The 24,801-nt window shown below is 70.4% G+C and carries 22 protein-coding genes and 1 tRNA gene; 6 read left to right on the top strand and 17 right to left on the bottom strand.

Annotated elements, in window-relative coordinates:
• Nucleotides 1-49: 49 nt before the first annotated feature.
• The 4 genes from CIK77_RS10225 to CIK77_RS10210 all read right to left on the bottom strand — a co-directional run bounded on the left by CIK77_RS10225 (nucleotide 50) and on the right by CIK77_RS10210 (nucleotide 3,112).
• A tRNA-Ser gene (locus tag CIK77_RS10225) sits at nucleotides 50-137 on the bottom strand.
• 142 nt (nucleotides 138-279) lie between these two features.
• Nucleotides 280-1,104 (bottom strand): HAD family hydrolase, encoded by an 825-nt coding sequence (locus CIK77_RS10220; protein ID WP_249268494.1) that lies wholly within the window; start codon nucleotides 1,102-1,104, stop codon nucleotides 280-282.
• A complete protein-coding gene (gene serS, locus CIK77_RS10215) occupies nucleotides 1,101-2,384 on the bottom strand; it encodes a serine--tRNA ligase (RefSeq protein ID WP_087054210.1) in 1,284 nt (427 codons plus the stop codon). Before serS ends, CIK77_RS10220 begins: the two co-directional genes overlap by 4 nt.
• A 44-nt stretch (nucleotides 2,385-2,428) precedes the next feature.
• The gene (locus tag CIK77_RS10210) at nucleotides 2,429-3,112 is read right to left on the bottom strand and encodes a GntR family transcriptional regulator (protein WP_087054209.1); all 684 of its coding nucleotides are present in this window, start codon (nucleotides 3,110-3,112) and stop codon (nucleotides 2,429-2,431) included.
• Nucleotides 3,113-3,194: 82 nt separating this feature from the next.
• On the opposite strand from CIK77_RS10210, the gene CIK77_RS10205 reads away from it, so the two are divergent.
• Entirely contained in the window at nucleotides 3,195-4,154 is a 960-nt protein-coding gene (locus tag CIK77_RS10205) for a hypothetical protein (protein WP_087054208.1), read from the top strand.
• A gap of 31 nt (nucleotides 4,155-4,185) precedes the next feature.
• Here CIK77_RS10205 and CIK77_RS10200 read toward each other — a convergent pair whose 3' ends face one another.
• The 10 genes from CIK77_RS10200 to CIK77_RS10155 all read right to left on the bottom strand — a co-directional run bounded on the left by CIK77_RS10200 (nucleotide 4,186) and on the right by CIK77_RS10155 (nucleotide 14,838).
• Entirely contained in the window at nucleotides 4,186-4,725 is a 540-nt protein-coding gene (locus CIK77_RS10200; RefSeq protein ID WP_087054207.1) for a hypothetical protein, read from the bottom strand.
• Nucleotide 4,726: 1 nt separating this feature from the next.
• Entirely contained in the window at nucleotides 4,727-5,782 is a 1,056-nt protein-coding gene (locus CIK77_RS10195; RefSeq protein ID WP_087054206.1) for a C45 family autoproteolytic acyltransferase/hydolase, read from the bottom strand.
• The gene (locus CIK77_RS10190; protein ID WP_087054205.1) at nucleotides 5,779-6,450 is read right to left on the bottom strand and encodes an FMN-binding negative transcriptional regulator; all 672 of its coding nucleotides are present in this window, start codon (nucleotides 6,448-6,450) and stop codon (nucleotides 5,779-5,781) included. Before CIK77_RS10190 ends, CIK77_RS10195 begins: the two co-directional genes overlap by 4 nt.
• Nucleotides 6,451-6,453: 3 nt before the next feature.
• Nucleotides 6,454-7,464, bottom strand: a complete 1,011-nt coding sequence (locus tag CIK77_RS10185; RefSeq protein WP_249268493.1) for a P1 family peptidase — start codon at nucleotides 7,462-7,464, stop codon at nucleotides 6,454-6,456.
• Nucleotides 7,461-8,216, bottom strand: coding sequence for an ATP-binding cassette domain-containing protein (locus CIK77_RS10180; RefSeq protein ID WP_087054203.1), 756 nt, complete (start codon nucleotides 8,214-8,216; stop codon nucleotides 7,461-7,463). The genes CIK77_RS10185 and CIK77_RS10180 overlap by 4 nt, the downstream gene beginning before the upstream one ends.
• Nucleotides 8,213-9,232 (bottom strand): ABC transporter ATP-binding protein, encoded by a 1,020-nt coding sequence (locus tag CIK77_RS10175; protein ID WP_087054202.1) that lies wholly within the window; start codon nucleotides 9,230-9,232, stop codon nucleotides 8,213-8,215. The genes CIK77_RS10180 and CIK77_RS10175 overlap by 4 nt, the downstream gene beginning before the upstream one ends.
• Nucleotides 9,229-10,104 carry an ABC transporter permease gene (locus CIK77_RS10170; protein WP_249268492.1) on the bottom strand — a complete coding sequence of 292 codons (876 nt, stop codon included), beginning with the start codon at nucleotides 10,102-10,104 and terminating at the stop codon, nucleotides 9,229-9,231. Before CIK77_RS10170 ends, CIK77_RS10175 begins: the two co-directional genes overlap by 4 nt.
• A complete protein-coding gene (locus CIK77_RS10165; RefSeq protein WP_087054201.1) occupies nucleotides 10,104-11,063 on the bottom strand; it encodes an ABC transporter permease in 960 nt (319 codons plus the stop codon). The genes CIK77_RS10170 and CIK77_RS10165 overlap by 1 nt, the downstream gene beginning before the upstream one ends.
• A 23-nt stretch (nucleotides 11,064-11,086) precedes the next feature.
• Complete coding sequence (locus CIK77_RS10160) at nucleotides 11,087-12,697, bottom strand: ABC transporter substrate-binding protein (RefSeq protein WP_170934069.1); 1,611 nt, start codon at nucleotides 12,695-12,697, stop codon at nucleotides 11,087-11,089.
• Nucleotides 12,698-12,834: 137 nt separating this feature from the next.
• The gene (locus tag CIK77_RS10155) at nucleotides 12,835-14,838 is read right to left on the bottom strand and encodes a primary-amine oxidase (protein WP_087054199.1); all 2,004 of its coding nucleotides are present in this window, start codon (nucleotides 14,836-14,838) and stop codon (nucleotides 12,835-12,837) included.
• A 164-nt stretch (nucleotides 14,839-15,002) separates the two neighbouring features.
• Here CIK77_RS10155 and CIK77_RS10150 point away from each other — a divergent pair, with 164 nt between their 5' ends.
• Together CIK77_RS10150 and CIK77_RS10145 are read left to right on the top strand one after the other, a co-directional pair.
• Nucleotides 15,003-16,010: a LacI family DNA-binding transcriptional regulator gene (locus CIK77_RS10150; RefSeq protein WP_170934068.1), complete on the top strand. Its 1,008-nt coding sequence runs from the start codon at nucleotides 15,003-15,005 to the stop codon at nucleotides 16,008-16,010.
• On the top strand, nucleotides 16,007-17,158 hold the full coding sequence (locus CIK77_RS10145) for a CaiB/BaiF CoA transferase family protein (RefSeq protein WP_087054197.1): 1,152 nt from the start codon (nucleotides 16,007-16,009) through the stop codon (nucleotides 17,156-17,158). The genes CIK77_RS10150 and CIK77_RS10145 overlap by 4 nt, the downstream gene beginning before the upstream one ends.
• A 24-nt stretch (nucleotides 17,159-17,182) precedes the next feature.
• Here the strand turns inward: CIK77_RS10145 and CIK77_RS10140 are convergent, their stop codons facing one another.
• Nucleotides 17,183-18,313: a PucR family transcriptional regulator gene (locus CIK77_RS10140; protein WP_170934067.1), complete on the bottom strand. Its 1,131-nt coding sequence runs from the start codon at nucleotides 18,311-18,313 to the stop codon at nucleotides 17,183-17,185.
• Nucleotides 18,314-18,414: 101 nt separating this feature from the next.
• Here CIK77_RS10140 and CIK77_RS10135 point away from each other — a divergent pair, with 101 nt between their 5' ends.
• From CIK77_RS10135 to CIK77_RS10125, 3 genes are read left to right on the top strand one after another with little or no spacing between them, the layout of a single operon-like run.
• Nucleotides 18,415-19,755, top strand: a complete 1,341-nt coding sequence (locus CIK77_RS10135; RefSeq protein WP_087054195.1) for an aminotransferase class III-fold pyridoxal phosphate-dependent enzyme — start codon at nucleotides 18,415-18,417, stop codon at nucleotides 19,753-19,755.
• Nucleotides 19,752-20,909, top strand: a complete 1,158-nt coding sequence (locus CIK77_RS10130; RefSeq protein ID WP_087054194.1) for an acyl-CoA dehydrogenase family protein — start codon at nucleotides 19,752-19,754, stop codon at nucleotides 20,907-20,909. The genes CIK77_RS10135 and CIK77_RS10130 overlap by 4 nt, the downstream gene beginning before the upstream one ends.
• A gap of 22 nt (nucleotides 20,910-20,931) precedes the next feature.
• On the top strand, nucleotides 20,932-22,380 hold the full coding sequence (locus CIK77_RS10125) for an aldehyde dehydrogenase family protein (RefSeq protein WP_087054193.1): 1,449 nt from the start codon (nucleotides 20,932-20,934) through the stop codon (nucleotides 22,378-22,380).
• Between the two features lie 60 nt (nucleotides 22,381-22,440).
• On the opposite strand, the gene CIK77_RS10120 is transcribed toward CIK77_RS10125, so the two are convergent.
• Nucleotides 22,441-23,439, bottom strand: coding sequence for a sugar phosphate isomerase/epimerase family protein (locus tag CIK77_RS10120; RefSeq protein WP_087054192.1), 999 nt, complete (start codon nucleotides 23,437-23,439; stop codon nucleotides 22,441-22,443).
• A gap of 92 nt (nucleotides 23,440-23,531) precedes the next feature.
• Entirely contained in the window at nucleotides 23,532-24,704 is a 1,173-nt protein-coding gene (locus CIK77_RS10115; RefSeq protein WP_249268491.1) for a Gfo/Idh/MocA family protein, read from the bottom strand.
• Between the last annotated feature and the right edge of the window lie 97 nt (nucleotides 24,705-24,801).

Below are 24,801 nucleotides of genomic sequence, written 5' to 3'. Positions count from 1 at the left end.
CCGCGGGTGGGCAGGAGGTCGATTTCCGACACCGGAACGGTGCGATCCTTGGCGGAGGGTGTGGGATTCGAACCCACGGGACGTTGCCGCCCACCGGTTTTCAAGACCGGCTCCTTCGGCCGCTCGGACAACCCTCCAGACGGTGACCCGCCGAGCATCGAGTCTATGCCATCCGACCGACGCCGCCCATTCGGAGCGGTCTGAGTGCGTGTATGCCGAGGCGGAGGAAGGAGTCGACCACCAGGTCGGCGACTGACGACAACGCAGGCAGATGCGTGCTCAGGCCGCTCCGACGCCGATCGCCTCGAGTGCTGCGGCCACGCCGCCGTCCTCCACGTCGTCGGTGATGTCTGTGGCCGCCTGGCTGACCTCGTCCGGGGCCTGGCCCATCGCGAACGCCCTGCCCCCGCCGGCGGCGGCCCACTCGAACATGCCGATGTCGTTGCGGCCGTCGCCGATGACGACGACGCTCTCGCGGGGCATTCCGAGCAGCTCGCGCACCTGCTCGAGCGCGGTCGATTTGTTCACGCCGGCCGGCGCGATGTCGAGCCATGCCGTCCAGCCGACGGCGTAGGAGACCTGGTTCAGCCCCATCTCCTCGACCATGCGCACGAAGTCCTCCTCCGTGTGATCTGCCGAGACCACCACGACGCGCGCGACCTCGCGGCCGCGCATCTCGGTGAGCGTGACCCTGCGGGTGTCCTCGTCGCGCAGATCCCAGTCGTCGACGAAGCTCGTGTACAGCCGCGAGCCGTCCGGCAGCTCAACCAGGTACGTCGCGTCCGGCAGCTCCTTCTCGAGCAGCTCGAGAACCTCGGACGGGTCGAACGTCTCCGTGGCGTGGCGCTCGTAACCGGTCTCGACAGCGTCGTTGCGGCTCATGATCGCCGCACCGTTGGAGCACACCACGTAGTCGGGCCGGATGCCGAGGCCGTGCAGGATGCGCGCGGTGGCGTCCCAGCCACGGCCGGTTGCGATCGTGACGATGTTGCCGTCGTGCTCGGCCGCGGCGACGGCGTCGACGACTCCTGGACTGAAGGTCTCGTCCTCCAGCAGAACGGTTCCGTCGAGATCGAGGGCGATGAGCCGCTGGACAGCGCTCACGCGATCGGCTCCATCACCTCGAGGCCGCCCAGGAAGGGGCGCAGCGGTTCGGGAACCACCACCGACCCATCCGGTCGCTGGCCGTTCTCGAGGATCGCCACGATCCATCGCGTGGTGGCCAGCGTGCCGTTGAGCGTCGCGACATGCTGGGTGCGGCCGCCCTCCTCCGGGCGGTGGCGCACGTCGAGGCGACGGGCTTGGAAGGTCGTGCAGTTCGAGGTCGACGTGAGCTCGCGGTAGGCGCCCTGCGTCGGCACCCACGCCTCCGTGTCGAACTTGCGGGCAGCGGATGACCCCAGGTCACCGGCGGCGACGTCGATCACGCGGTACGCGAGACCGAGGGAGGTGAGCACCTGCTCTTCGAGCGCGAGCAGACGCTCGTGCTCGGCCTCGGCGTCATCCGGAGCCGTGTACGCGAACATCTCGAGCTTGTTGAACTGGTGCACCCGGATGATGCCGCGGGTGTCCTTGCCGTGCGACCCCGCCTCGCGGCGGTAGCAGGTCGACCATCCGGCGTAGCGCAGCGGGCCGTTCGACAGGTCGACGATCTCGTCGGAGTGGTACCCGGCGAGCGCGACCTCGCTGGTGCCGACGAGGTACATGTCGTCCTCTTCGAGGTGGTAGATCTCGTCGGAGTGCTCACCGAGGAAGCCGGTTCCGGCCATGATCTCGGGGCGCACGATCGTCGGCGTGATCATCGGCGTGAAGCCGTTGTCGAGTGCGACCGAGAGCGCGTAGTTCATCAGCGCGATCTCGAGGCGGGCGCCGATGCCCTTGAGGAAGTAGAACCGGGCGCCCGAGACCTTCGCGCCGCGCTCCATGTCGAGCGCGCCGAGCTTCTCACCCAGAGCGAGGTGGTCGAGCGGCCCGTCGGGGAACTCGGCGGGGTCGAAGGTGCGGGGCGTGCCGACCTCGCGCAGGGTGACGAAGTTCTCCTCGCCGCCCGCAGGAACGCCATCGATCACGACGTTCTCGATCTTCGCCATCGCGTCGTTGTACGCCTGCTCGGCCTCGTTCGCGGCCTGCTGCGCGTCCTTCACCTTCGCCGCGAGCTCCTTGGCCTGCGCGACGAGCGCCGGCTTGTCCTCCTTCGGCGCCTTCGCGACCTGCTTGCCGAATGCGTTCTGCTCGGCGCGCAGCTCCTCGAACGCGGTCAGCGCGGTGCGGCGCTCCTGCTCGGCCGCAACGGCATCGCTGACCGACTCGGCGGAGTGCCCGCGAGCCTCCTGCGAGCGCGTCACGAGTTCTGGCTGTTCGCGTAGAAGTACCGGATCGATCACGCTACGAGTCTAGGGCTTGTGCGGTGCGCAGCGTACGGCGCGGTTCACGGCAGCGTGCGGCGGCGGATCCGCACGCGGGGGCGCTCATCCGGTGCGACTGTCTCGACGAGGCGGCGCAGGAACGCCAGGTGCTCCTGCGCGCGCAGCCTGGCCTGCTCCGGGTCGCGATCGGCGATGGCCTGCGCGCTGGAGCGATGCCCTTTCAAGCCCTCGGCATCGGCCGCGGCGCGGACCGCGGGGAAGTGCAGGGCGCTCCGGATGATCAGCGGGGTCAGCACTCGCTGCAGCTCCGGGTGATGACTCGCATCGACGATGGCGCGCAGGCCCCGGTGGTGCAGCCGCGCGGCCTGTCCGTATTCGCCCGCGGACTCCGCGAGAGTGCCGCGCTCGAAGGCATCGACGATGGCGGCGACCTCTTCGTCCGTCGCCCGTTCGGCGGCATACGCGTGCGCCTCCGGCTCCAGCAGGTCCCGCACGTCGAGCAGTGCCTCGAGCTCCAGCGTGCCCGGCAGCGGTGGCACTCGGAAGCCGCGGTTCGGCAGATAGTCGATGACGCCGAGCACCGAGAGCTCCCGCAGCGCCTCGCGCACCGGAACGCGTGACACGTTCGTCATCTCAGCGACGCGCGCCGTGCTGAGCTTCTGCCCGCGACGCAGACTGCCGTCGAGCAGCTGGTCGACGATCATCCGGGTGATCTGCGGCACCGCCGCCTCTGGTCGTCGCTGCATGCGTCGTCTCCTCTTCGTATTTTTTGTATACAGTTGAGATTAGGCAATCCTAACTCTAAACGAGAACTGCAGGGAGACACGTATGAGATTCCTCGTCATCGGTGCCCGCGGCGCCGTCGGCCGCACAGCCTCCGACGTGCTGGAAGCCGCCGGACATCGCGTCACGCCCGCCGGTCGCTCCACGCCCCCTGGCGGAATCGCCGTCGACCTCTCCGCCGATGCCGGGCGCACCGCGCTGCGGGAGGCTGTCTCCGACCATGACGTCGTCATCAACGCGTCGGGCATCGAGGATCCGCGTATCGCTGGGCTGCTGGGCGGCACCGCGCTCGTCGATGCCTCCGCCACCGCCGAGTACCTCGCTCAGCTGTCCGCGGCTGCGGAGGACACCGGTGCGAGTATCGTGCTCGGCGCCGGACTCGCCCCGGGGCTGAGCACACTGCTCGTGGCGGAGGTCGCGAGCGAGCCGGGAGACGACGTCGACCTGGCGATCGTGCTCGGCGGAGGAGAGACGCACGGCGCCGCCGCCGTCGAGTGGACCGCCGCGCTCGCCGGACGCGAGGTGTGGAACGCGCCGGAAGACAGCGCCGTGTTCAACTTCAGACAGCGACGCCGGCTGCCCACCGCATCCGGAGAACGCTCGTGCCTGCGCGCGGACTTCCCCGACGACCTGCTGATCGGGCGAGCACGCGGCGTCGCCGTGCGCTCGTTCCTGGCCACCGACAGCGCGCTGACGACGGCCGCGCTCCGTCTGGTCGGCAGCTTCCCTTCGCTGTCCCGTCTGGTCAGTCGTGCGCCTCATCTCGGAAGTGACCAGTGGTCGCTCACCGCGGTCAACCGGCGAACGCGCGAAGCAATCACGGCGACAGGCGAGGGCCAATCACGCACCACGGGCGAGTTCGTGGCGCTGGCGGCCGTCATGGCGGGGCGCACGCAGGCTTCGGGTGCGGTGACGTCGGCCGACCTGTTCACGCTCGACGACATCGCGCGAGGAGGCATCGAGCAGGTGCACGTGCACGCAGAGATCTCGCGTTCGCGACCCTGAGCGTGCCGACCGTATGGAGTGCTCCATCCCGTCATCCGAGCGCCGCCAGCGCCATCAGCATGGTCGACGCTCCCATCGCGCCGTGCTGGATGCGCTCGCGCGCCGAGCTGCCGGTGCGCACGAACAGCACGACGGACCAGGCGACGAAAGCCGCGGCGGGCAGGAGAAGCAGCGCACCGCCCGATCCGTGAGCGTGTGCGGCTGCGCCCGCGAGCGCTGCGTCCTGCGCGCCCGAGTACTGCCCCATCGCGAGCACGAGCGGGATCACCACGAGGCCGCCGATCGCCGTGTGCACCGCGGGGCCCCGCGCGGCATCGGTGCGCCCGAGCAGCGTCCGCTCCCCCGCCGCGACGGCGACCGAGCCTGCCAGCAGCGCGATCGCCCACGCGATGGGATGCGCGATGCCGAGCCCGAAGACGATGTCGGACATGACGCCGATCATGATGAGCGAGGCCGCCACGCTCCCTGCCCACACCATCCGACGCCCGCGACGGCGCTCGACCGACGCGGCGAGGCAGCATGTTCCGGCCGAGGCGAGGACGAGCGCGGCGAGATGAAGGGCGTCGCTCACCTCACGCCTCGATGCGGCGCCAGCCCTCGCGGGTGACCTCGGCCGGGCCGCCGGCGTGCAGCTCGATCGCAGGTGCCGCCACGTCGATGGTGATCGTCGCCTTGGACGCCCACTGCAGGTGCCGCGGTGACTCGGGCCGCGGTCGCATCGAGATGGGAGCATCGGAAACGGCGCCGAGCGCGAGCGCGCGCTCCAGACCCGTCGGCAGCGCGACCGCCTCCGCGTGGTCGGTGAGGCACACCAGGCGCTCCGCCGTGGTGCTGGCGTAGACCGTCACCTCGCCGGCCGACAACCGCGCATCGATGAAGTGATTCGTGTGGGCCAACAGCTGCTCTGGCACGGCGGCGATCACGGCGATGCCCGAAGGTGCGAGTTCGACGCAGACGGCGCGGTCGCGGGTGACCACCGTGATCACGGTCGACGCCGACAGCGGCACCGCCTCGGCGATCGCCACCGCCTCATCGACGGTCGCCGCCTCGTCGAGGATCCTCCGAGCCAGAATGTGCACAGGCAGCCCCGCTCCCGCGCCGTCTGAGACGTGGTGCAGGATGTTGAAGTGCACACCGAGGCCGCGGGAGTTCACGCCGATCTTCGCGGCCTGCCCGAACTCGGCGAACGTCACCACCCTTCGTCCGTCCGCTGCGATGTGCGAGCGCACCAGGTTGTCGGCCGACAGCGCGTCGAGCCAGTCCCAGGTCTGGATCGTCCGGGGCGGACCGTCGGCCGGCAGGAACACGGCGGTGGAGCACTCCCCGCCCTCCGGTTTCTGCAGCGCGAGGACCTCGGTGCGCGCATTGAGCGTCATGATCTCTGCGATCGTCATCTCAGCGCCATCGGCGACGCCGACGAGTTCGTCGAGCACAGCGGGCGCGTGCGCCGCCGTCTGGGCGAGCGCGCCGTCGACGACGCGAGCAACGGCATCCGGAGCGAACGCGAGCCGCTCGAACAGCTCGGAGTACTCCGCGAGCGAGGCCCGCAGCTCGGCGCGCCACGCACGCCCGTATGCGCGCCCGCGCTCGGCGGCGTCCGTGCTCTCGGCATGCCACCGCCGGATCATGCGCTCAGCTCCGCGCCCGTACCGGGGCAGACCAGGCGCCCCCTCGATTCCACGAGCGACCCGATGTCGCCGTAGGCGTCGCCGCGCTCCCTGGCGTCGCGTGCGACGCGCTCTCGCACGTCGTCCGGTTTGTCCTGGCTCACTTTGAACACGGCCTTCTCGTCGGTGACGGTGAGGCGGAAGCCGACGACGCCGTTCACGATCCTCTCGAAGGTGGGCACCGAGCTCTCGTCGTTCCACCTGGTAGGCATCAGGTCCTCCGCGGCGCGCACCGTCTCGCGCACGATCCGCATACACTCGTCCGCGCCCTCGAGCACCTCCGCACGCACCGTGAGGTGCACGGCCGCGTAGTCCCAGGTCGGCACGGACGGGTCGGAGGCATAGCTCGTCGGCGACACATAACCGTGCGGGCCGGAGAACACCAGCAGTGCGGGAATCGACTCGTCGATGCTCTGCCACTGCGGGTTCGCCCTCGCAATGTGGCCGAGCAGGGTGGTGCCCACGAGCGTGTCAACAGGTGCGGCATCCGAAGGGATCACCACCGGTGAGTGCGTTGCCACCGGCGCTCCGCCCGGCTGCGACGTCACGAACATGGCGAACGGATGCCTGCGCACCAGTTCGACGACGTCCTGGCCGGAAGGAGCGGGGTACTTCGCGAACTCGTGCACCGCCTACCGCCCCGCCTCGACGATCGCATCCCAGACGACGTCGCTCGCGAGCGAACCGATCGCAGTGGCGTTCAGCGACAGCCGCCCGTGCTTCGTCTCCGGCGAGCGCGGCAGCTCGACCTCGTCGGTCGTGAGAGCGAAGAGGGTGTCGCCGTCGAGCGAGGTGTGGAACGGCTGGATGCCGCGGTGCATCGAACTGTGCACCTGCTTGGCCAGCTGATTCAGCTCCACATCGCCGAGTGCGACGTTGGTGATCACCGCGGTGACGGTCGTGTTGCCCGCGGCGGTGTCGGGCAGACCGCCCTCGGCGATGGCCGCCTCGTAGTGCTTGTCGGGGTGATGCCGCTCGCCGCTGGATTCGTCGTAGTCGCCCCGGATGATCGTGCCGTCACGGTCGACGACGACGCCGACGGGATTGACCACGGTCACGGCGAGCACCTTCACGTCGCCGACCTGGCGGAACGCCGCGCCCTGGCCGGTGAACTCCGTCCGCGAGTACTCGATCTTGCCGGCCGATGCCGTCGCACCGGCGCCGACGCGGCCGATCCGCACGGCCGGCTCCGCGTTCTCGAGCGCCGCGCGGCCGAGCTCGGTGTCGGGATAGATCGCGTTGTCCCGCACGGCGAGGTCGTAGATGATCGCGCCGGAGACCAGCTTCAGGTCGGCGAACGACGCCCTGCCCTCCGTGCTCTCCAGCAGCGCGTGCGAGACACCCGTCGCCGCGGCGAGGCCGTAGACGGAACCGCCGGCGAGGCAGATGGCGTGGTTGAACGGATACGATCCGATCTGCCCGACCGCCCCGCCCCGGGCGTCGACCGCTGTCCTGGCCCCCGCAGGCACCGAGATCACCGTCGCGCCCGTCGGCCCCTCATCGTATTCCGCGCTGCCGACGAGCACTCCGGGGAAGTCGTACTCGAGACGCGACCTGCCCGCTCCGTTGGCCGGCACCAGCGGGAGGTCCCGATTGGTCCGTCCGGCGGATGAGGGGAAGTAGGGGGCGAGGCGATGGGTCACGATGTCAACTCCTGGAACAGCTTCTGCGAATACGGATGGGAGGGGCTCTCGTAGAAGACGGAGGTGTCGGCCACCTCGACGACCTCTCCGCGTCGCATCACCGCAACGCGGTGTGCGACGTAGCGCACCGCGGCGAGATCATGCGAGATGAACAGGGACGAGAAGGCATGTTCGGCCTGCAGATCCCGGATGAGGTTCAGGATCTGGGCCTGGACCGACACGTCCAGCGCGCTGACGGCCTCGTCGAAGACGATGAACTTCGGCCTCGTGACGAGGGCGCGCGCAATCGAGACCCGCTGGCGCTGACCGCCGGACAGCTCGTGCGGATGGCGCCAGGCGAACGACTCCGGCAGCCCGACATCGGCGAGCATGGCGAGCGCGCGTCGTTCGTCATCCCGGTCGCGGGAGACGACGCGCAACGGCTCGAGCACCGAGTCGATCACACGCCGGCGCGGGTCGAGCGCCCATTGCGGGTGCTGCTGCACCGCCTGCATGCGACCCGCGCGAGAGCGCAGGCTGCGGGCGAGCGGTGCGCCGTCGAAGCGCACAGCTCCGCTCGTCACCCGCTGCAGTCCCAGCACGACCGCACCCGTCGTCGTCTTGCCCGATCCCGACTCCCCCACCAGGCCGAGCGTCTCGCCCTGCTCGATCGAAAGCGTGACGCGGTCCATCGCGGTGACGTGACGTCGGTTCGCGCCCCACCCTGTGCGGAACTCGACCGACACGTCGTCCAGCTCGACGAGCGCGCTCATGCGGCGTCTCCCTCGCGACGGGCACCGAGCGGCGCCGGTTCCGGAAGCTCGTCGGTGCGGATGCACAGCACGGATCGGCCCATGCTGGTCACGCGCCGCGGCCGTGTCACGTGACAGGCGTCGACGGCGAAGTCGCACCTCGGCGCGAACGCGCACCCGTGCGCCGCCTCGCGCAGCACGGGAGGTGTTCCCGCGATCGAGACGAGGCGCGCGCCCCTCGGCACGTTCGCCGGGTCCGCACCGGCGAGCGCCCTGGTGTAAGGATGCACTGGCGCATCGAGCACGTCTCTGGCGGGTCCGCGCTCGACGACGCGACCCGCGTACATCACCGCGATCTCGTCGCACCAGCGCGCGACGCTGGGCAGATCGTGGCTGAGCCACACGATCGTCGTGCCGCTCGCCGCGGCTCGGTCGAACATGAGCCGGATGACCTCCTCGCGCACCTGCGCATCCAGCGCCGCCGTCGGCTCGTCGGCGACGAGGATCCGCGGCTCGCGGCACATCGCGATGGCGATCGCGATCCGCTGCGCCATCCCGCCCGACACCTCGTGCGGGAACAGCCGCAGCACCCGTTCCGGGTCGGCGATCCGCACGCTGTCGAGCAGTTCGACGCACGCCGCTCTGTCGTGGTCGCTGCCTGCCTCGCGGAGCACGAGCTGCAGCTGCCGTCCGATCCGGAGCGTCGGGTCGAGCGAGCCGATCGGGTCCTGCGGCACCATGCCGACCGTGGTGCGGCGCAGCTCGCGCACACGATCGGTCGGCATCGCCGTCACGTCGGCGCCGTCGACGCGCACGGTGCCGCGGGAGATCTCGGCGTTCCGCGGCTGCAGCCGCGCGACGAGCGACGCCAGGGTCGACTTGCCAGATCCTGACTCGCCGACGATCGCGAGCGACGATCCGGCCCGGATGTCGACGGTCGCCCCGTCGAGCGCCCTGACGACCCCAGACGGGGTGTCGAAGTCGACCACGACGTCGTCGGCGTCGAGGGCGGGAGGCGTGTTCTCGGAAGCGCTCATGACAGGCTCCGTGTCTCTCGGGGTTCGAAGGCATCGCGCAGGCTGTCGCCGACGAGGTTCACGCACAGGATCGAGATCACCAGCGCCAGCCCCGGCGCCATCAGCAGCCACGGCGCCTGCGTCATGTACTGCATCCCCTCCTGCACCAGGGTGCCCAGCGATGCGCCTGGCACCTGCACGCCGTAGCCGAGGAAGCTCAGTCCTCCCTCGACGAGGATCGCGATCGACAGCGCGTAGCTCGCCTGCACGGCGATGGTGCCCGCGATATTGGGCAGCAGGTGCTCGGCGAAGATCCGCGGGGCCGACACCCCGCTGATCCGTGCCGACACCATGAAGTCCCTCGGCGCGACGCGCATCGTGGTGATCCGGACCATCCGGGTCATCAGCGGGATGGTGATGATCGTGATGCTGACGATCGCGGCGACGCGGCCAGGCCCCATCAGCGCCGAGATGAGGATCGCCAGCACCAGCGCGGGGAACGCGTAGAGCACGTCGATCACGCGCATCACGACCTCGCTGACGCTGCCGGCGAAGTAGCCGGCGAGCATGCCGAGGATGGTGCTGACCACGGCGGAGCACGCCACGGCGATCAGCGACAGCAGCAGTGTGGTGCCGATCCCCTCGAGCAGGCGGGGCAGCGCCGACCGGCCGAGGTTGTCGGTGCCGAGCCAGAACGCGTCTGACGGGCGATCGAAGCGTGCGCCGACGGTGTCGGTCGTCGAACCGGCGAGGTCGGTGAGCCAGCCGAGCCCGGAGAGCACGACCAACAGGCCGAGCACCGCCGAGGCGATGACGAGCACCAGGTCGACCCGGCGTCGCCTCCTGCGGCGCTGGGTGGGCATCACGGATGTGGTCGCGGGGGCTGCCGACATCAGACTCTCCTCCCTCTCAGGCGCGGATCGAGCGCGGCGGCGACGAGGTCGACGATGAGGTTGGCGACGATGAACACCACGGCGGCCAGCAGCACGCCGGCCTGGATGATCGCGTAGTCGCGGCGGCCGAGCGCCGTGATCAGGTACGCGCCGATGCCCGGCACGTCGAAGATGCTCTCCACGATCACCGTGCCGCCCAGCAGTGTCGCCGTGATCGTGGCGAGCAGTGTGAGCACGGGCGGCATGGCATTCCGGATGAGGTGGTGTCGCACGATGAACCACGACGACGAACCGCGTGCGACCGCGGCACCGATGTGCGGTTCGACGAGCACGTTCATCACGGCGTCGCGGGTGTTGCGCGCGGTGATGGCCGCGCTCGGCACCGCCAGCACGAGCGTCGGCAGCACGAGGGAGCTCACGAACGCGGCGGGATCCGTATCGAACGAGCGGTAGCCGCCGACGGAGAGTCCGATCGCCAGTGATGACACGGCGAAGACGACCAGACCGCCGAGCACGAAGTCGGGCACGCTGATGCCGAGCGCGCTGACGATGCGTCCCCCCGCGCCTCCGCCCCGGCGGCCGGAGCGCAGCGCGGTGAGGAAGCCGAGCGGAATGCCGATGATCACCGTCAGCGCGATGGCACCGAGCGCGACGGTCGCGGTCACCGGCAGCCGCAGCGCGAACTCCTCCGCGATGGCGACATCGGAGACGAAAGACCGGCCGAGGTCGCCGGTGACCACGCCCATGATCCACTGCGCGAACTGCACGACGATGGGCTGGTCGAGCCCGGCCTCGGTCATCGCCGCCGCACGCTGCTCTGCGGTGGCGAGCGGGCCGAGCGCGACGTCGACGTAACTGCCAGGCATCAACCGGACGGACGCGAAGATCAGCACGCCGACGGCGAGCACCGTCGCCGCCGCGACGACGATGCGCCGCAGCGCCCACAGCACGACTGTCATAAGAGAACTCCGAAGGGTGAGCGCTACTCGGCCGCGCGGTACTCGGTGATCGCGCGCAGCACGTTCCCGTAGCCCTCGTCGGCGAAGAGCGTGGGGCTGAGGCCGTCGGTGCGGTAGCCGATCTCCGTGGGGCGCAGCACGAGCGGCACCGTCTCCGACTCCTCATCGACGCTCGCGCACAGATCGGAGAACAGGTCCGCCCGCTCGGCTCCGGCCGGAGTCTGGGCGGCGTCGGCGATGAGAGCGCTGGTCTCGTCGGAGCCGACGTTGTACACGCTCGTGAAGCCGGCCAGCGACGGGTTCCACCACGTGGTGACCATGGACGGGTCGGCGTAGCCGGAGAACCAGCTCAGCGCGAGGTCGAAGTCGGACGGATCGGCGTACACCAGGCTGGAGTACGTCGCGTAGTCGTACGACTCGATCGAGACGGTCACACCGATCTCCGCGAGGTTCTGCTGAATCACCTGGGCGATGTCGCTCAGCACGGCCTCGGAGTCGTACACGACGAGGTTGAGCTCGAGACCGCCGAGGTCGTCGATGACCGCCTTCGCGTCCTCGACCGCGGCCTGAGCGCTGGGCAGATCCTCCGCGACGCAGGCGTCGGGCAGCGTCGCCGGCGTGACGCCGGTCGACTGGCTCGTTCCTCCGAGCACGAGCTCGTTGATCGCGTCGCGATCGATCGCGGTGTTGATCGCGAATCGCACGTCCTCGTCCTGCAGGGCTTCGTCGCCGGCGATCGAGTTCATGATCAGGTAGTGGAAGTCGGTGTTCTGCTGGTTCACCACGGCTACATCCGAGGCGTCGGCCAGCGCGTCGGCCGAGTCCACGGAGTTGAGCATGGCGAGATCGGCGCTGCCGTCGCGCAATGCGGCCACGCGGGTGGACTCGTCTGAGACGACCTCGAGGCGGAGCCCGGAGAAGCCGAGCTCGTCCGCTGCCTGGTGGTGCTCGTTCGGTTCGAACGTCCAGTACTCGTCCTGGCGGTGCTCCGCCACCACGAGGGGGCCCGTGCCGAGCATCTCGGTGGCGACGTCGATGTCGCCTGCGTCGATCTCCTGCATCGGAAGCACCGCCGCCGGGGTGTTCGCCAGGGCCGCGAGGAACGGCGTGTACGGCTCGGCCAGTGTGACGGTGACTTCTTCGTCGCCCGTCGCCTCGACCGAGCTGATCGGCCCGAGCTGGCCCGTCCACGTGGTCGGGGTGTCGACGAGTCGCTGCAGGCTGCCCGCGACGTCGTCGACGGTCATGTCGCGTCCGTTCGAGAACGTCGCGTCGGTGTCGAGCTGGAAGACGTACTCGGTGTCGCTGGGCTGCTCCCACGAGGCTGCGAGGCCCGGCTGGACCTCGAGGTTCTCGTCGATCGTGGTGAGCGTCTCGTAGACCAGGCCCTCGACCATCCAGCCGCGGGCAGCCGACGCGGCCTGCGGGTCGAGGCCGCCGACCTCGTCGACGTCGTAGTCGACCTGCACGGTGAGCTCGCCGCCTGCGGCGAAGTCGGGGTCAGCCACGGCGAGGTAGCCTGGCTCGACTTCTTCGGCCGAGCCTCCGCCGCCAGTGGGGTCTGCGGGTGCGCCGCACGCGGTGAGGCCGACGGCCGCAACCGCGGTGAGTGCGAGGAAAGCGCGCTTCTTCATGAGGCTCCTTCGGGAATGGGCCGATTCATGGCGGCCCCGGTCGGGTTGCAGGAACGTTCCGGCATTGTTGGGAAGGTACAAGCCGAACGGGCCGGGCACAAGCCCCCACGGCATCTCGAAACACAGATTTCACAGTTTCAGTGGTGGCCATGACCGCCCGCCCCGCATCCGTGCGCCTGTGCGCGGCCTGCGTCGTCGTGCCCGGATCTCTCGCACCCGCATGCGCCGTGCGACGCGGTCATCGCCGGCACGTCGAGCGTCGGATTCCGGTCGAAGAATCCGTACGGCGCGAAGCTGAACCCCGTCGCGTCGACGGGCATGATGGGCCAGTCCTCGAGCCGCGGGAAGTGGGTGAGCCCGAACGTGTGCCACAGCACGAGCCGTTCGCCGTCGATGCTCTCGTCATCGGCGATGTAGGAGGGCAGCCCACCGCCCGGCGCGCTCTGATTGACGATGGTGCCGGCCGGATAGCGCTCGTCCGCATGGTATGCGGTGACCCAGAGGTGGTCGGCGGCGAATGCGGCGCGCTGGGCGATCACGGAGTCCTCTGCCGCGAGCAGCACTGGTCTGCCCTCCGGCTGGAGCACGTACGCGACGGGCCCGCCCATCCGGTTGCTCGCATCCGGGTTCGACACGTGCCAGGTGCGATCGACGGACGCATCGGCGCGTCGCCTGCCCTCCTGCTCGGTGCGCAGCCGGGTGGCACGATTCGCGATCGCGTTCCCCCACGGGTTGTTCGGCCCGGTCGGCACGCGCACGACGTCCACCTCGTCGACGCTCGCCCGCTCCCCGTCGACGGCGACGTCGAGCCGCGCGCAGAACAGGTGCTGGTGGTAGGGCGCTGCGAGGCCCGGGGCGAGCTGGGAGGCGTAGTCGCTGGTGCGCTCGTCATACGCCGCGGTGAAGACGAGGCCGGTGGCCTTCGCCTCGAATTCGATGCGGCCGTCGAGGTACAGGTACCAGTAGAAGCCGTAGTCGTAGTTGCCGACGGTGGTGAAGAACGACACCACCAATCGGCGCTGTCGGCGCACGTCGGTGGTGCCGGTGAACTGCTCGGTGTGCTTCCACAGGATGCCGGCGTCCTCTTCGTGGATGCACACGGCGTTGCGCAGCATGCGCGCGCCGCCTGTCGCATCGGGGATCACCGCGTCGAGGTACGCGATCTCACCGAGGCAGTCGCAGCCGAGCTCGAGCGAGTTCGCCAGGCGGCCGAGCATGTACTCGCCGGTGTCGAAGTAGTTCTGCCAGAACCGCACGGGACCCGGATCGCCGTAGGGCACGAGCATTTCGGCGATCGATGCGCGGTTCAGGATCGGACGCCGCCTGTCGGCGTCGTCGAAGCCGATGTCCTGCAGGATGAGCCCCTCGCGCATGTCGAACGCGACGCGCAGCGACCACTTCTCCCACGTCAGCTCATCGCCGTCGATCCGGAAGCTCGGTCCCTCCGGCTGGGTGATCTCGATGGGTCGCTGCGTCGTGCGCTCCGGACCGAAGGCGCCATGAACGTGGTAGTCGCCGTGCTCCTGCGGAATGGCCGGCTGGTGCGTGTCGACGATCTCGACCACCTCGGCCGCGGCGAGATCCACCACGGCGAGCAGACCGTCGATCGGGTGCGCCCACGGCATCGTCTCCGGCGTCGGCTGGTGGTGCGCGAGCACACGCGCCAGTCGCTTTCCCGCCAGGTCGGGCCGGTCGTAGCGCCCGGCGCTGAGCCCGGCGAGCGCCACCGTCGACGGGTCGTCGATGCCGCGCCTGCGCAGCGCGGCGGCCCAGCCGTCGTCGGCGCCGAGCACCTCGCGCAGGAGCACGTGCTCCTCGCTCAGGAGGGGGACCTGGCCCTCGTCGATCGGGTCGATGGCCCTGGTCGAGACGACTGCTCCCGAGCCCAGGTCGACCACGGTCTCCAGTCCTGACGCCCCGTCGAGCAGCTGCGCGAGGGCCCGGCGCCCTGCCGGCGCGGCGGCGCGGCGATCGGGCTCAGCCACGCCGAGATACGCGATCCGACGCTCGCCGTTCAGCACGCCCTCCGCGCGGAGGATCTCGCCGACGCGTTCGACTTCGAGCCTGCTCAGTGACGCGAAGGGTGTGCGCTCGTCTCCGATCACACCCACCGATGTCGTGGTCGCACAGTTGCAGGCCATATCGCTCCATCCGCAGTGATCCGTCGTCTCTCGCACCGAGCGGTTCGTCGATCGATGCGAGCCCATCAAATGCCGGAACGTTCCGGCATGCAGGGGATGCTACGCGATGTTCGTGCGTTCCGCCAGGACGATCCCCGCCGATCCGGTGTGCAAGAATCGCCCCCATGCGCGATTCCGGACGACCAACGCTCATCGACGTCGCCAAGCGCGCCGGCGTCGGAAAGACGACGGCGTCGGACGCTCTGTCCGGCCGCGGCCGCATCTCGGAGGCCACCAGGGACGCAGTGCTGACGGCCGCGGCCGATCTCGGCTACGCGCCGAACACGGCAGCGCAGCACCTGCGGCATTCGGCGACCGGGACGCTGGCGATCATCCTGCCCGAGGTCTCAGCGCGGTCCGCGTACTACATGACCTTCGCGTTCGGGGTGATCAGCGCCGCAGCGCGCGCGGACTACGACGTCACGGTCGTGACGCGCCCGCAGGGGCAGCAGCGACCGCGCCGCCTGCGCGCGGACGGCATCATCATCGCCGACCCCCGCAGAGGCGACCCCGTTGCGGAGCGGCTGATCGCCGAACCGACGCCGGTCGTCACGACGGAGCACGTGCTGGAGGGCCCGAAGCCGGATGGCGTGGTCTATTCGGATCACGCGGCTGCGATGACCCAACTGATGGCGCACCTCGACGGCACCCGGTTCGCCCGCCCCGCCCTCATCGTCGCGGCCGACGACACCGACTGGTCGGCGTCGCTCGCGCACGCCTTCCGCGACGACTGCACGGCGCGCGGCGTCGAACCGATCATCAGGTACACCTCGTTCGAGGCGCCGTCGCACCAGGTGCGTGAGGCGACCGAGCGGCTGCTCGCCGATCATCCGGATGTCGATGCGGTCGTCGTCGGTCCGGACGGCGGCGCCGTGGAGGTGCTGTCCGTGCTCAACCGCTCCGGTCTCGTCGCCGGTCGCGACATCGCCGTGGCCTCGTGCGTGGACTATCCGGCGCTGCAGTTCGTCGACCCGCCCGTCACTGCTGTCGACCTGCGCCCGCACGCCGCCGGTGTGGCCGCGGCAGAGCTGATCCTCGATCTGATCGGCGGGAGCGCTGAGGCGCCCATCGAGCGGGAGCACCCGATCGCCGTCGTCGGACGGGCGTCGACGCAGGAAGGTGCGGCGCGATGACCTCCGCTCCGCTCGAGGGCATCCTGGTCGCTGATTTCTCGCGCGTGCTGGCCGGACCGCTGGCCACGATGACGCTCGCGGATCTGGGAGCGCGCGTCATCAAGGTCGAACGCCCAGGCACCGGGGACGACACTCGCGCGTGGGGTCCGCCGTACAGCGAGCACGCCGCGACGTACTTCGAGGGTGTGAACCGGAACAAGGAATCGGTCGCGCTCGATCTGAAGGACGAAGGCGACCTCGAGCGGGCGAGGCGGCTGGCCGCGCGAGCGGACGTCGTCATCGAGAACTTCCTCCCGGGCACGATGGACCGGATGGGGCTGGGCTACGACGAAGTCTCAGGCATCAACCCGTCGATCGTGTACGCCTCGATCACCGGCTTCGGCTCGGCCGGCGGCGCGCGCCTGGCCGGCTACGACTTCGTGGTGCAGGCGCTCGGCGGGCTGATGCACATCACGGGTGAGCCGGACGGCGACCCGATGAAAGCCGGCGTCGCCGTCGTCGACGTGCTGACAGGCAAGGACGCGACGATCGGCATCCTCGCCGCGCTGCGCCGCCGCGAGCGCGACGGGTCGGGAGCCAGGCTGGAGATCTCGCTGCTGAGCAGCCTGCAGGGGGCGCTGGCGAATCAGGCATCCGCCCACCTCGGCGCCGGTGCCTCCCCCGCTCGGCTCGGGAATGTGCATCCGTCGATCGCGCCGTACGAACTGCTGCGCTGCGCCGACGGCCCGCTCGCCGTCGCGTGCGGGAACGACCGCCAGTTCGCGAAGCTGGCGGTCGCGATCGGCGCACCGCAGCTCGCGGACGATGACCGCTTCCGCACCAACGCCCTGCGCGTGGCGCACCGGGGTGAGCTGCGGGAGGAACTCGAGGGCGCCCTGGCCCGCGAGACGGCCGCGCACTGGCAGGCGACGCTGAGCGCGGCGGGAGTGCCGGCCGGCCAGGCGGGCGACATCGCCGACGGGATCGCCTACGCCGAGCGGCTCGGCCTCGATCCGACCATCGAGGTCACCGGCGCCGACGGCGCATCGCACGGCAGGCAGGTGCGCCATCCGGTGCTGTGGCAGCCGCGGTTCGAGCCTCCGGCGACGGCCTCGCCTCGCCTGGACGAGCACGGCGACGACGTCAGGGCGTGGCTCGACGAGGCCTGATCCGCACAGCGGTCGCGCCTGTCGTCACAGCTCGCGCAGCGCGAGCCAGAGCGACGCTGACACGTCGGGGTCGGACAGCGGGCGCCCGATGATCTGCTCCGCCTGCGCGATCCGCGAGCGCACGGTGTTCCGGTGCACGTCGAGCGAGCGCGCGGTGCGTTCCCAGCTCCGGCCGCCCCGCAGATGCTCGGCGACCGTGTCGATGAGCGTGCCGCGGGCCGCCGCGAGATCGTCCACCCAGCGAGCGACGTGCTCTGCGTCGACGGGTGGGCGCGGGCGACGCCTGCGGGCGACGAAACGTGCCGCCTCGATGTGACCGGCGCCGACGAGGTCGGCGATCACCTCATCGATGCCCCGTTCGGCATCCGGTTCTTCCTCTGTGCGAGCGGCGAGCGCGGTCTCGAGCGCGGCCTGCGCGGTGACGACGAGCAGGCGATCCTCGGCGGAGAGCGGGCGTCCTGCGCCGACGGCGAGGGCGCCGGTCGGCGCAACGGGGTAGGCGACGACGTCGTGGCCGCTGACCGCGAACGTCGCGGCGGCGAGCTCGGTGCCGGCGAACAGCCGTCGCGCCTCGGTGCGCACGGCGGGCAGCAGCCCGGAGCGGGATGCGGGCCATCCGGTTGACTCTGCCGCGTCGTCGTGCGGGAGGAACGCGGCCCAGCCGCCCAGCGACTGTGCCACGATCCGCACGATCTGCGCCGCCGGCTCATCCGCCGCGATCGCCCGCACGATCCGCGACTGCGCGCTCAGCGACTGCACCGCGGCGGTGCGATCGGTTCCGGCGACGAGCGCCCAGTATGCGCGCGTCACCCGCTGGAACGGCTCCTCGGGCGGCACCACCAGCAGGGGCACGCCGCTGCGGCGGCAGGCCTCGCGCAGGCCGCTCGAGATCTCGTCGATGCCCTGCCCGAGCCCCACCACGATCCCGGCCGCATCGATCCGCGCCAGACGATCGACGTAGGGGCCCGGCCGCTCGCCGCGCACGGTGAACGGCACGCCCGTGGTGAGCACGAGCTCGCCGCCGTCGAGGAACGTCGTCGGATCGACGAGCTCCGAGACGTGCACTCCCCTGACCTGCGGTGAGGGGAGCGGAAGCGGGCCGACGGGGCGCAGTGCGCTGCCCGCCTCCGTCACGAGCTGCGCAAGGGACACCATCCGGTCATTCTGCCTTAAAGCAGGATGGAACATCCATGCTTTCCGCATTTCGGGACGTTTCATCCATACCGGACGTGAGGCATCGCCCATAGCGTGGCGGCATGACGTTCGCTCCTCCCGATGCTGCGCGCCTGTCGGCGCCCTCCGTCGTCACCGAGATCCCCGGTCCGCGTTCGCGCGAGCTGCACGCTGAGCGCGAGAACGCCGTGTCGAGCGGCTTCGGCACGGTGCTGCCGGTGTTCGTCGACCATGCCGAGGGCGCAGTGCTCGTGGACGTCGACGGCAACCGGTTCATCGACCTCGCCAGCGGCATCGCCGTCACAAGCGTCGGCGCCGCACACCCTCGTGTGGCCGAGCGCATCGCGCAGCAGGCCGCGCGCTTCACGCACACCTGCTTCATGGTCACCGAGTACGAGTCGTACGTGCGCGTGGCCGAGTGGCTGAACGCGCGGGTGCCAGGCGAGTGGGACAAGCGCACCGCGCTCTTCTCCACCGGTGCCGAGGCCGTCGAGAACGCCGTGAAGATCGCCAGGAAGCACACGGGTCGCCCCGGAGTGCTCGTGCTCGACGAGGCGTACCACGGCCGCTCGCTGCTGACGATGGCGATGACGGCGAAGGAGCACCCGTACCGTTCGGGGTTCGGCCCGCTGCCCGACGACGTGGTGGTGCGCGCGACCAACGGCAACGCGCTGCGCAGCGGCCTCGACACCGAGACCGCGCTCGCGGAGGTCGAACGCGTGCTGCAGGCGCACGGCCCTGAGTCGTTCGCGGCGCTCGTGGTCGAGCCGATCCAGGGCGAGGGCGGCTTCAACGTGCCGCAGCCGGGGTTCCTCGCCGGGCTCGCCGGCCTCGCCCGCGCCCACGGGATCGTGTTCGTCGTCGACGAGATCCAGGCGGGACTCGGCCGCACCGGACGCCTGTTCGCCAGCGAGCACGACGACATCGCGGGCGATCTGACGCTGACGGCCAAGGCGCTCGGCGGCGGGATGCCGATCTCGGCGGTGACCGGGAGGAGCGACATCATGAACGCCGTGCACACCGGAGGCCTCGGCGGCACCTATGCGGGCAATCCCGTCGCGTGCGAGGCCGCGCTCGCCGTGTTCGAGGTGCTCGACGACCCCGAGACGCTGCAGAACGTCGCCCGCATCGAGCAGGCGGTGCGCGAGAGGCTGGATCCGCTCGTCGACGAGCTCGGCGTCGTCGCCGACGTCCGCGGACGCGGTGCCATGCTCGCGATCGAGTTCGCCGACGCCGATCTGTCGCCGCTGCCGGAGCTCACCTCGGCGATCTCTCGCGCCTGCCACGCGGCTGGCGTACTCACCCTGACGACGGGAACGCACGGCAACGTCATCCGGCTGCTCCCTCCGCTCATCGCGGAGCCGGAGCTGGTCGCACGCGGCGTCGACATCCTCGTCACCGCCATCAAGGAGGCCGCAGCATGACTGGACCAGCCGACCTGCTCGATCTCGACGATCAGCTCACCGATGCCGAGCGCGCGACGCGCGAGGCCATCCGGTCCTTCGTCGACGACATCCGCCCGTCGATCCCCGAGTGGTACGAGAAGGCGCACTTCCCCGCCGAGATCATGCCGGAACTGGGCCGCCTCGGCGCGCTCGGCATGATCTACGACGGCTACGGCTGCCCCGGCCGCGGCGCCGTCGAGTACGGCCTCGCGGCGATGGAGCTCGAAGCAGGCGACTCCGGTCTGCGCACCGCCGTGTCGGTGCAGGGCTCGCTGGCGATGAGTGCGATCCACAAGTTCGGCTCCGAGGAGCAGAAGTCCGAGCTGCTGCCACGGATGGCCGCAGGCGAGCTGATCGGCTGCTTCGGTCTGACCGAGCCGAACGCGGGGAGCGACCCAGGCAGCATGACGACCTTTGCGCGGCGCGACGGCGACGACTGGGTGCTGAACGGCTCCAAGCGCTGGATCGGCCTCGCCTCGATCGCCGGCATCGCCGTCATCTGGGCGCAGACCGACGACGGCGTGCGCGGCTTCGTCGTTCCGACGGATTCGGCCGGCTTCACTGCGACGCCGATCGAACCGAAGATGTCGATGCGCGCCTCCGTGCAGTGCGAGATCCGGATGAGTGAGGTCAGACTGCCCGAATCGGCGATGCTGCCGGAGGCGCGCGGCCTTCGAGGTCCGTTCTCCTGCCTCAATGAGGCGCGCTACGGCATCGCGTGGGGCGTGCTCGGCGCCGCGCGCGACAGCTACCTCACGGCGCTGACATACGCACAGGGCCGGATGCAGTTCAATCGCCCGATCGCGTCGTTCCAGCTCACGCAGGCGAAGCTGGCGGACATGGCGGTGAAGATCACGCACGGGCAGCTCGTGGCGCTGCGGCTCGGCCGACTCAAGGAGGACGGCCGACTGCAGTCGCACCACATCTCTGTGGGCAAGCTCTCCAACACCCGTGACGCGATCGACGTCGCGCGAGAGGCGCGCACGATCCTCGGCGGCAACGGCATCTCAGCTGAGTACTCGCCGCTGCGCCACGCCAACAACCTCGAGTCGGTGCGCACCTACGAGGGCACGGACGAAGTGCACACCCTCGTACTCGGCCGGCACATCACGGGCCTCGAAGCATTCCGCTGATCCACCCCAGGGAGAAGAAGACATGACGGTCACGCTCACGCATTTCATCGGAGGCAGCTTCGTCGACGGCTCGGGTCCGCGGATTCTCGACGAGAACCCGAGCCGACCGGATGAGCTGCTCGCCGAGGGCACGGCCGCCGGGCCCGAGCAGGTCGACGACGCCGTCGCCGCGGCGCGCGCTGCCGCACCCGGCTGGGCGCGCACGCCGATCGCCGAGCGCGCCGCGGTGCTGGAGCGGGCGGCAGGCCTGATCGACGCCGACGCCGACGCACTGGGAACGGAGCTCGCCCGCGAGGAGGGGAAGCTCCGCGCCGAGGGCATCGGCGAGGTCCGCAACGCGGCGAACATTCTGCGCTACACGGCGAATGAGGCGCATCGCGAGCAGGGTGAAGTGTATGCGTCGCCGCGGCCCGGCGAGCGCATCCTGGTCGTGCGCCGCCCCGTCGGCGTGATCGGCGTGATCACCCCGTTCAACTTCCCGATCGGCATTCCGGCATGGAAGATGGCGCCGGCGCTGGTGCACGGCAACACCCTGGTGTGGAAGCCCGCGATCACGGTTCCGCTGCTCGCCCTCCGCCTGGCGCAGAAGCTGCACGAGGCGGGCCTGCCTGCCGGTGTGCTGAACCTCGTCGTCGGCGAGCCTGACGTCGGCCCCGCGATCGTGGAGCACTCCGGCATCGACGCGGTGACCTTCACGGGGTCGACGGCGGTCGGCCGCGCGATCGCGGCACGGCTGGCGGCTCGCGGGGTGCCGTTCGCGGGCGAGATGGGCGGCAAGAACGCCTCCGTCGTGCTCGCCGACGCTGACCTCGACCTCGCCGTGGAGCGGGTCGCCGGCGGTGCCTTCCGCGCAGCGGGTCAGAAGTGCACGGCGACCTCTCGCGTGGTCGTGGATGACGCCGTCGCCGACGACTTCCTGGAGCGGTTCGCCGCGCGGGCGGCCCAGGTGCGCGTCGGCGACTCGATCGCGGATGATGTCGACATGGGCCCGCTCGTCGACGGCCGTGCCCGCGACCGCGTGCTCGAGGCGATCGCCGGGGCGAGGGACGGCGGCCTGCGCCCCGTGCACGCGCCGGAGCCGTACGGATCCGGCGCACTGGCTGAGGGGTACTTCGTACCGCCGACGGTGTTCGAGCTCGCCGACGAGTCGCACCCGCTCTGGCGCGACGAGGTGTTCGGCCCCGTCGTCGCCGTGCGCCGGGCCAGCGACACCTCCGACGCGATGCGCCTGGCGAACGACAGCGTATACGGGCTGTCGGCCGCACTGTTCACACGCGACCTCGGGCGTGCGCTGGCCTCGATCGACGACCTGCATGTGGGCGTGCTGCACGTGAACAGCGAGTCGGCCGGTGCCGACCTGCACGTGCCGTTCGGCGGCATGAAGGGCAGCGCCCTCGGCCCCCGCGAACAGGGCGCAGCAGCCCGCGAGTTCGTCACCGAGACGACGACCGTCTACCTCCAGGGCGCCTGAGCAACGCAGACGAAGGGCGCAGCCTCGATGGCGGCGCCCTTCGTCTGCGTCGGTGCCGCGTCAGTTCGACGAGAACGCTGCGTCGAAGGCGGCGTCTGGGGCGTCGAAGGCGAGGGTGCGGACGAACCCGACGGCCTCGGCGGCGCCGACGAGGCGGTCCATGCCAGCGTCCTCCCACTCCACAGACAGCGGGCCGTCGTAGCCGATCGCGTTGAGCATCCGGAACGCGTCCTCCCACGGCACGTCGCCGTGGCCGGTGGAGATGAAGTCCCAGCCGCGGCGCGGATCCGCCCACGCCAGGTGCGAGGAGAGCCGGCCGCTGCGCCCGTTCAGTCGCTTCTTCGTGTCCTTGCAGTGCACGTGGTAGATGCGGTCGGCGAAGTCCCACAAGAAGCCGACCGGGTCCACGTCCTGCCACACCATGTGGCTCGGGTCCCAGTTCAGGCCGAACGACTCCCTGTGTCCGATCGCCTCGAGCGTGCGCTTGGCCGTCCAGTAGTCGTAGGCGATCTCGCTCGGGTGCACCTCGAGTGCGAAGCGCACCCCGACCTCCTCGAACACGTCGAGGATCGGGTTCCAGCGATCCGCGAAGTCCTGATAGCCGGCCTCGACCATGTCGGCGGGCACCGGCGGGAACATCGCCACGGTCTTCCAGATCGACGAGCCGCTGAAGCCGACCACGGTGCGCACACCCAGCTTCGCCGCCATCCGGGCGGTGTCCTTGATCGCCTCGGCGGCACGCTGTCGCACCCCCTCCGGGTCGCCGTCGCCCCACACCTCGGGCGAGAGGATCTCCTGGTGCCGCCGATCGATCGGGTCGTCGCACACGGCCTGACCGGTGAGGTGGTTCGAGATCGCGACGATCTTCAGCCCGTGCCTGGCCATCAGGTCGATGCGCCCCTGCACGTACTCCGCGTCGTTCCAGCGCGTCACGTCGAGGTGGTCGCCCCAGCAGCACAGCTCCAGGCCGTCGTATCCCCATCCGGATGCCAGGCGCGCGACCTCCTCGAGCGGCAGGTCGGCCCACTGGCCGGTGAAGAGCGAGATCGGTCGAGTCATGTCAGTTCCTTCCGTCGTCTCCGGATGGAGACCTGGTCGTGGGTCATGCGATGCGGCTGCCCGGCCGGCGCCGCCGAAGCGTGATGCGGGGCTCACACCTCGAGCCACGAACCGCTGGCGGCGCTGCGCTCGACCGCGTCGAGCACGCGCTGCACGGCGAGCCCGTCGGCGAACGACGGCGCGGGGTCCTGCCCAGCGGCGATCGCGCCGACCAGATCGACCGCCTGGTGCGTGAACGCGTGCTCGTAGCCGAGGCCGTGGCCGGGCGGCCACCAAGCCGCGATGAACGGATGGTCGGGCTCGGTCACGACGATCCTGCGGAATCCTGCTGTCGCCGCAGGATCTGCGGCGTCGAAGAAGTGCAGCACGTTCATGTCTTCGAAGTCGAACGACACCGATCCTCGGGATCCGTTGATCTCGACCCGGATGGCGTTCTTGCGCCCCGAAGCGAACCTGGTCGCCTCGAAGCTGGCGAGCCCTCCCCCCGACAGTCGGCCGAAGAAGAGCGCGGCGTCGTCCACCGTCACCTTCCCCCTCCCCTGGCCGGCCGTGCTCGACAGGCCGCTCGACGACGCGGCGACCGGGCGCTCGGTGACGAAGGTCTCCATCAGCCCGGCGACCCCGACCAGCGACTCACCCGTGATGAACTGGGCGAGATCGACCGCGTGCGCGCCGATGTCTCCCAGCGCACCCGATCCGGCCTTCTCCTTGTCGAGTCGCCACGACAGCGGCGCATCCGGATCGGACAGCCAGTCCTGCAGATACTGCACGCGTACGTGCCGGATCTCGCCGATCCGGCCGTCGGCGACCAGCTGGTGCGCCAGCTGGATCGCCGGCACCCGCCGATACGTGAACCCGACCATCGACCGGATGCCGGATGCCGCAGCCCGCTCGGCGGCGGCGGCCATCCGCTCCGCTTCGGCCACGCTGTTCGCGAGCGGCTTCTCGCAGAGCACGTGCTTGCCTGCCTCGAGGGCGGCGATGGCGATCTCGGCGTGCGTGTCGCCCGGCGTGCAGATGTCGACGAGGTCGATGTCGTCCCGCTCGAGCAGACGGCGCCAGTCGGTTTCGGCCGACTGCCATCCGAGCCGCTCCGCCGCGTCGGCGACGCGTGCGGCATCGCGGCCGACGACGGCGGTCATCTCGGGGCTCAGCGGCAGGTCGAAGAAACGCGGCGCGGTGCGCCACGCCTGCGAGTGCGCTGCGCCCATGAACGAGTAGCCGACCATACCGACGCCGAGGCGAGGGCGTGCTGCTTCACCCATGTGTGATGTCCTTCCTAGCTGGGTGCGGCCAGCCGCCCGCATGGGCGCGCCGGGCCGCAGCGGCGGGCGCACGGCGCCCGCCGCTGGTCGAAGATCA

Source organism: Microbacterium sp. JB110 (assembly GCF_003335195.1).
In the GTDB taxonomy this organism is placed as follows: domain Bacteria; phylum Actinomycetota; class Actinomycetes; order Actinomycetales; family Microbacteriaceae; genus Microbacterium.
Note: the sequence above shows the minus strand (reverse complement) of the source record. Positions and strands in the feature narration are given on the sequence as shown.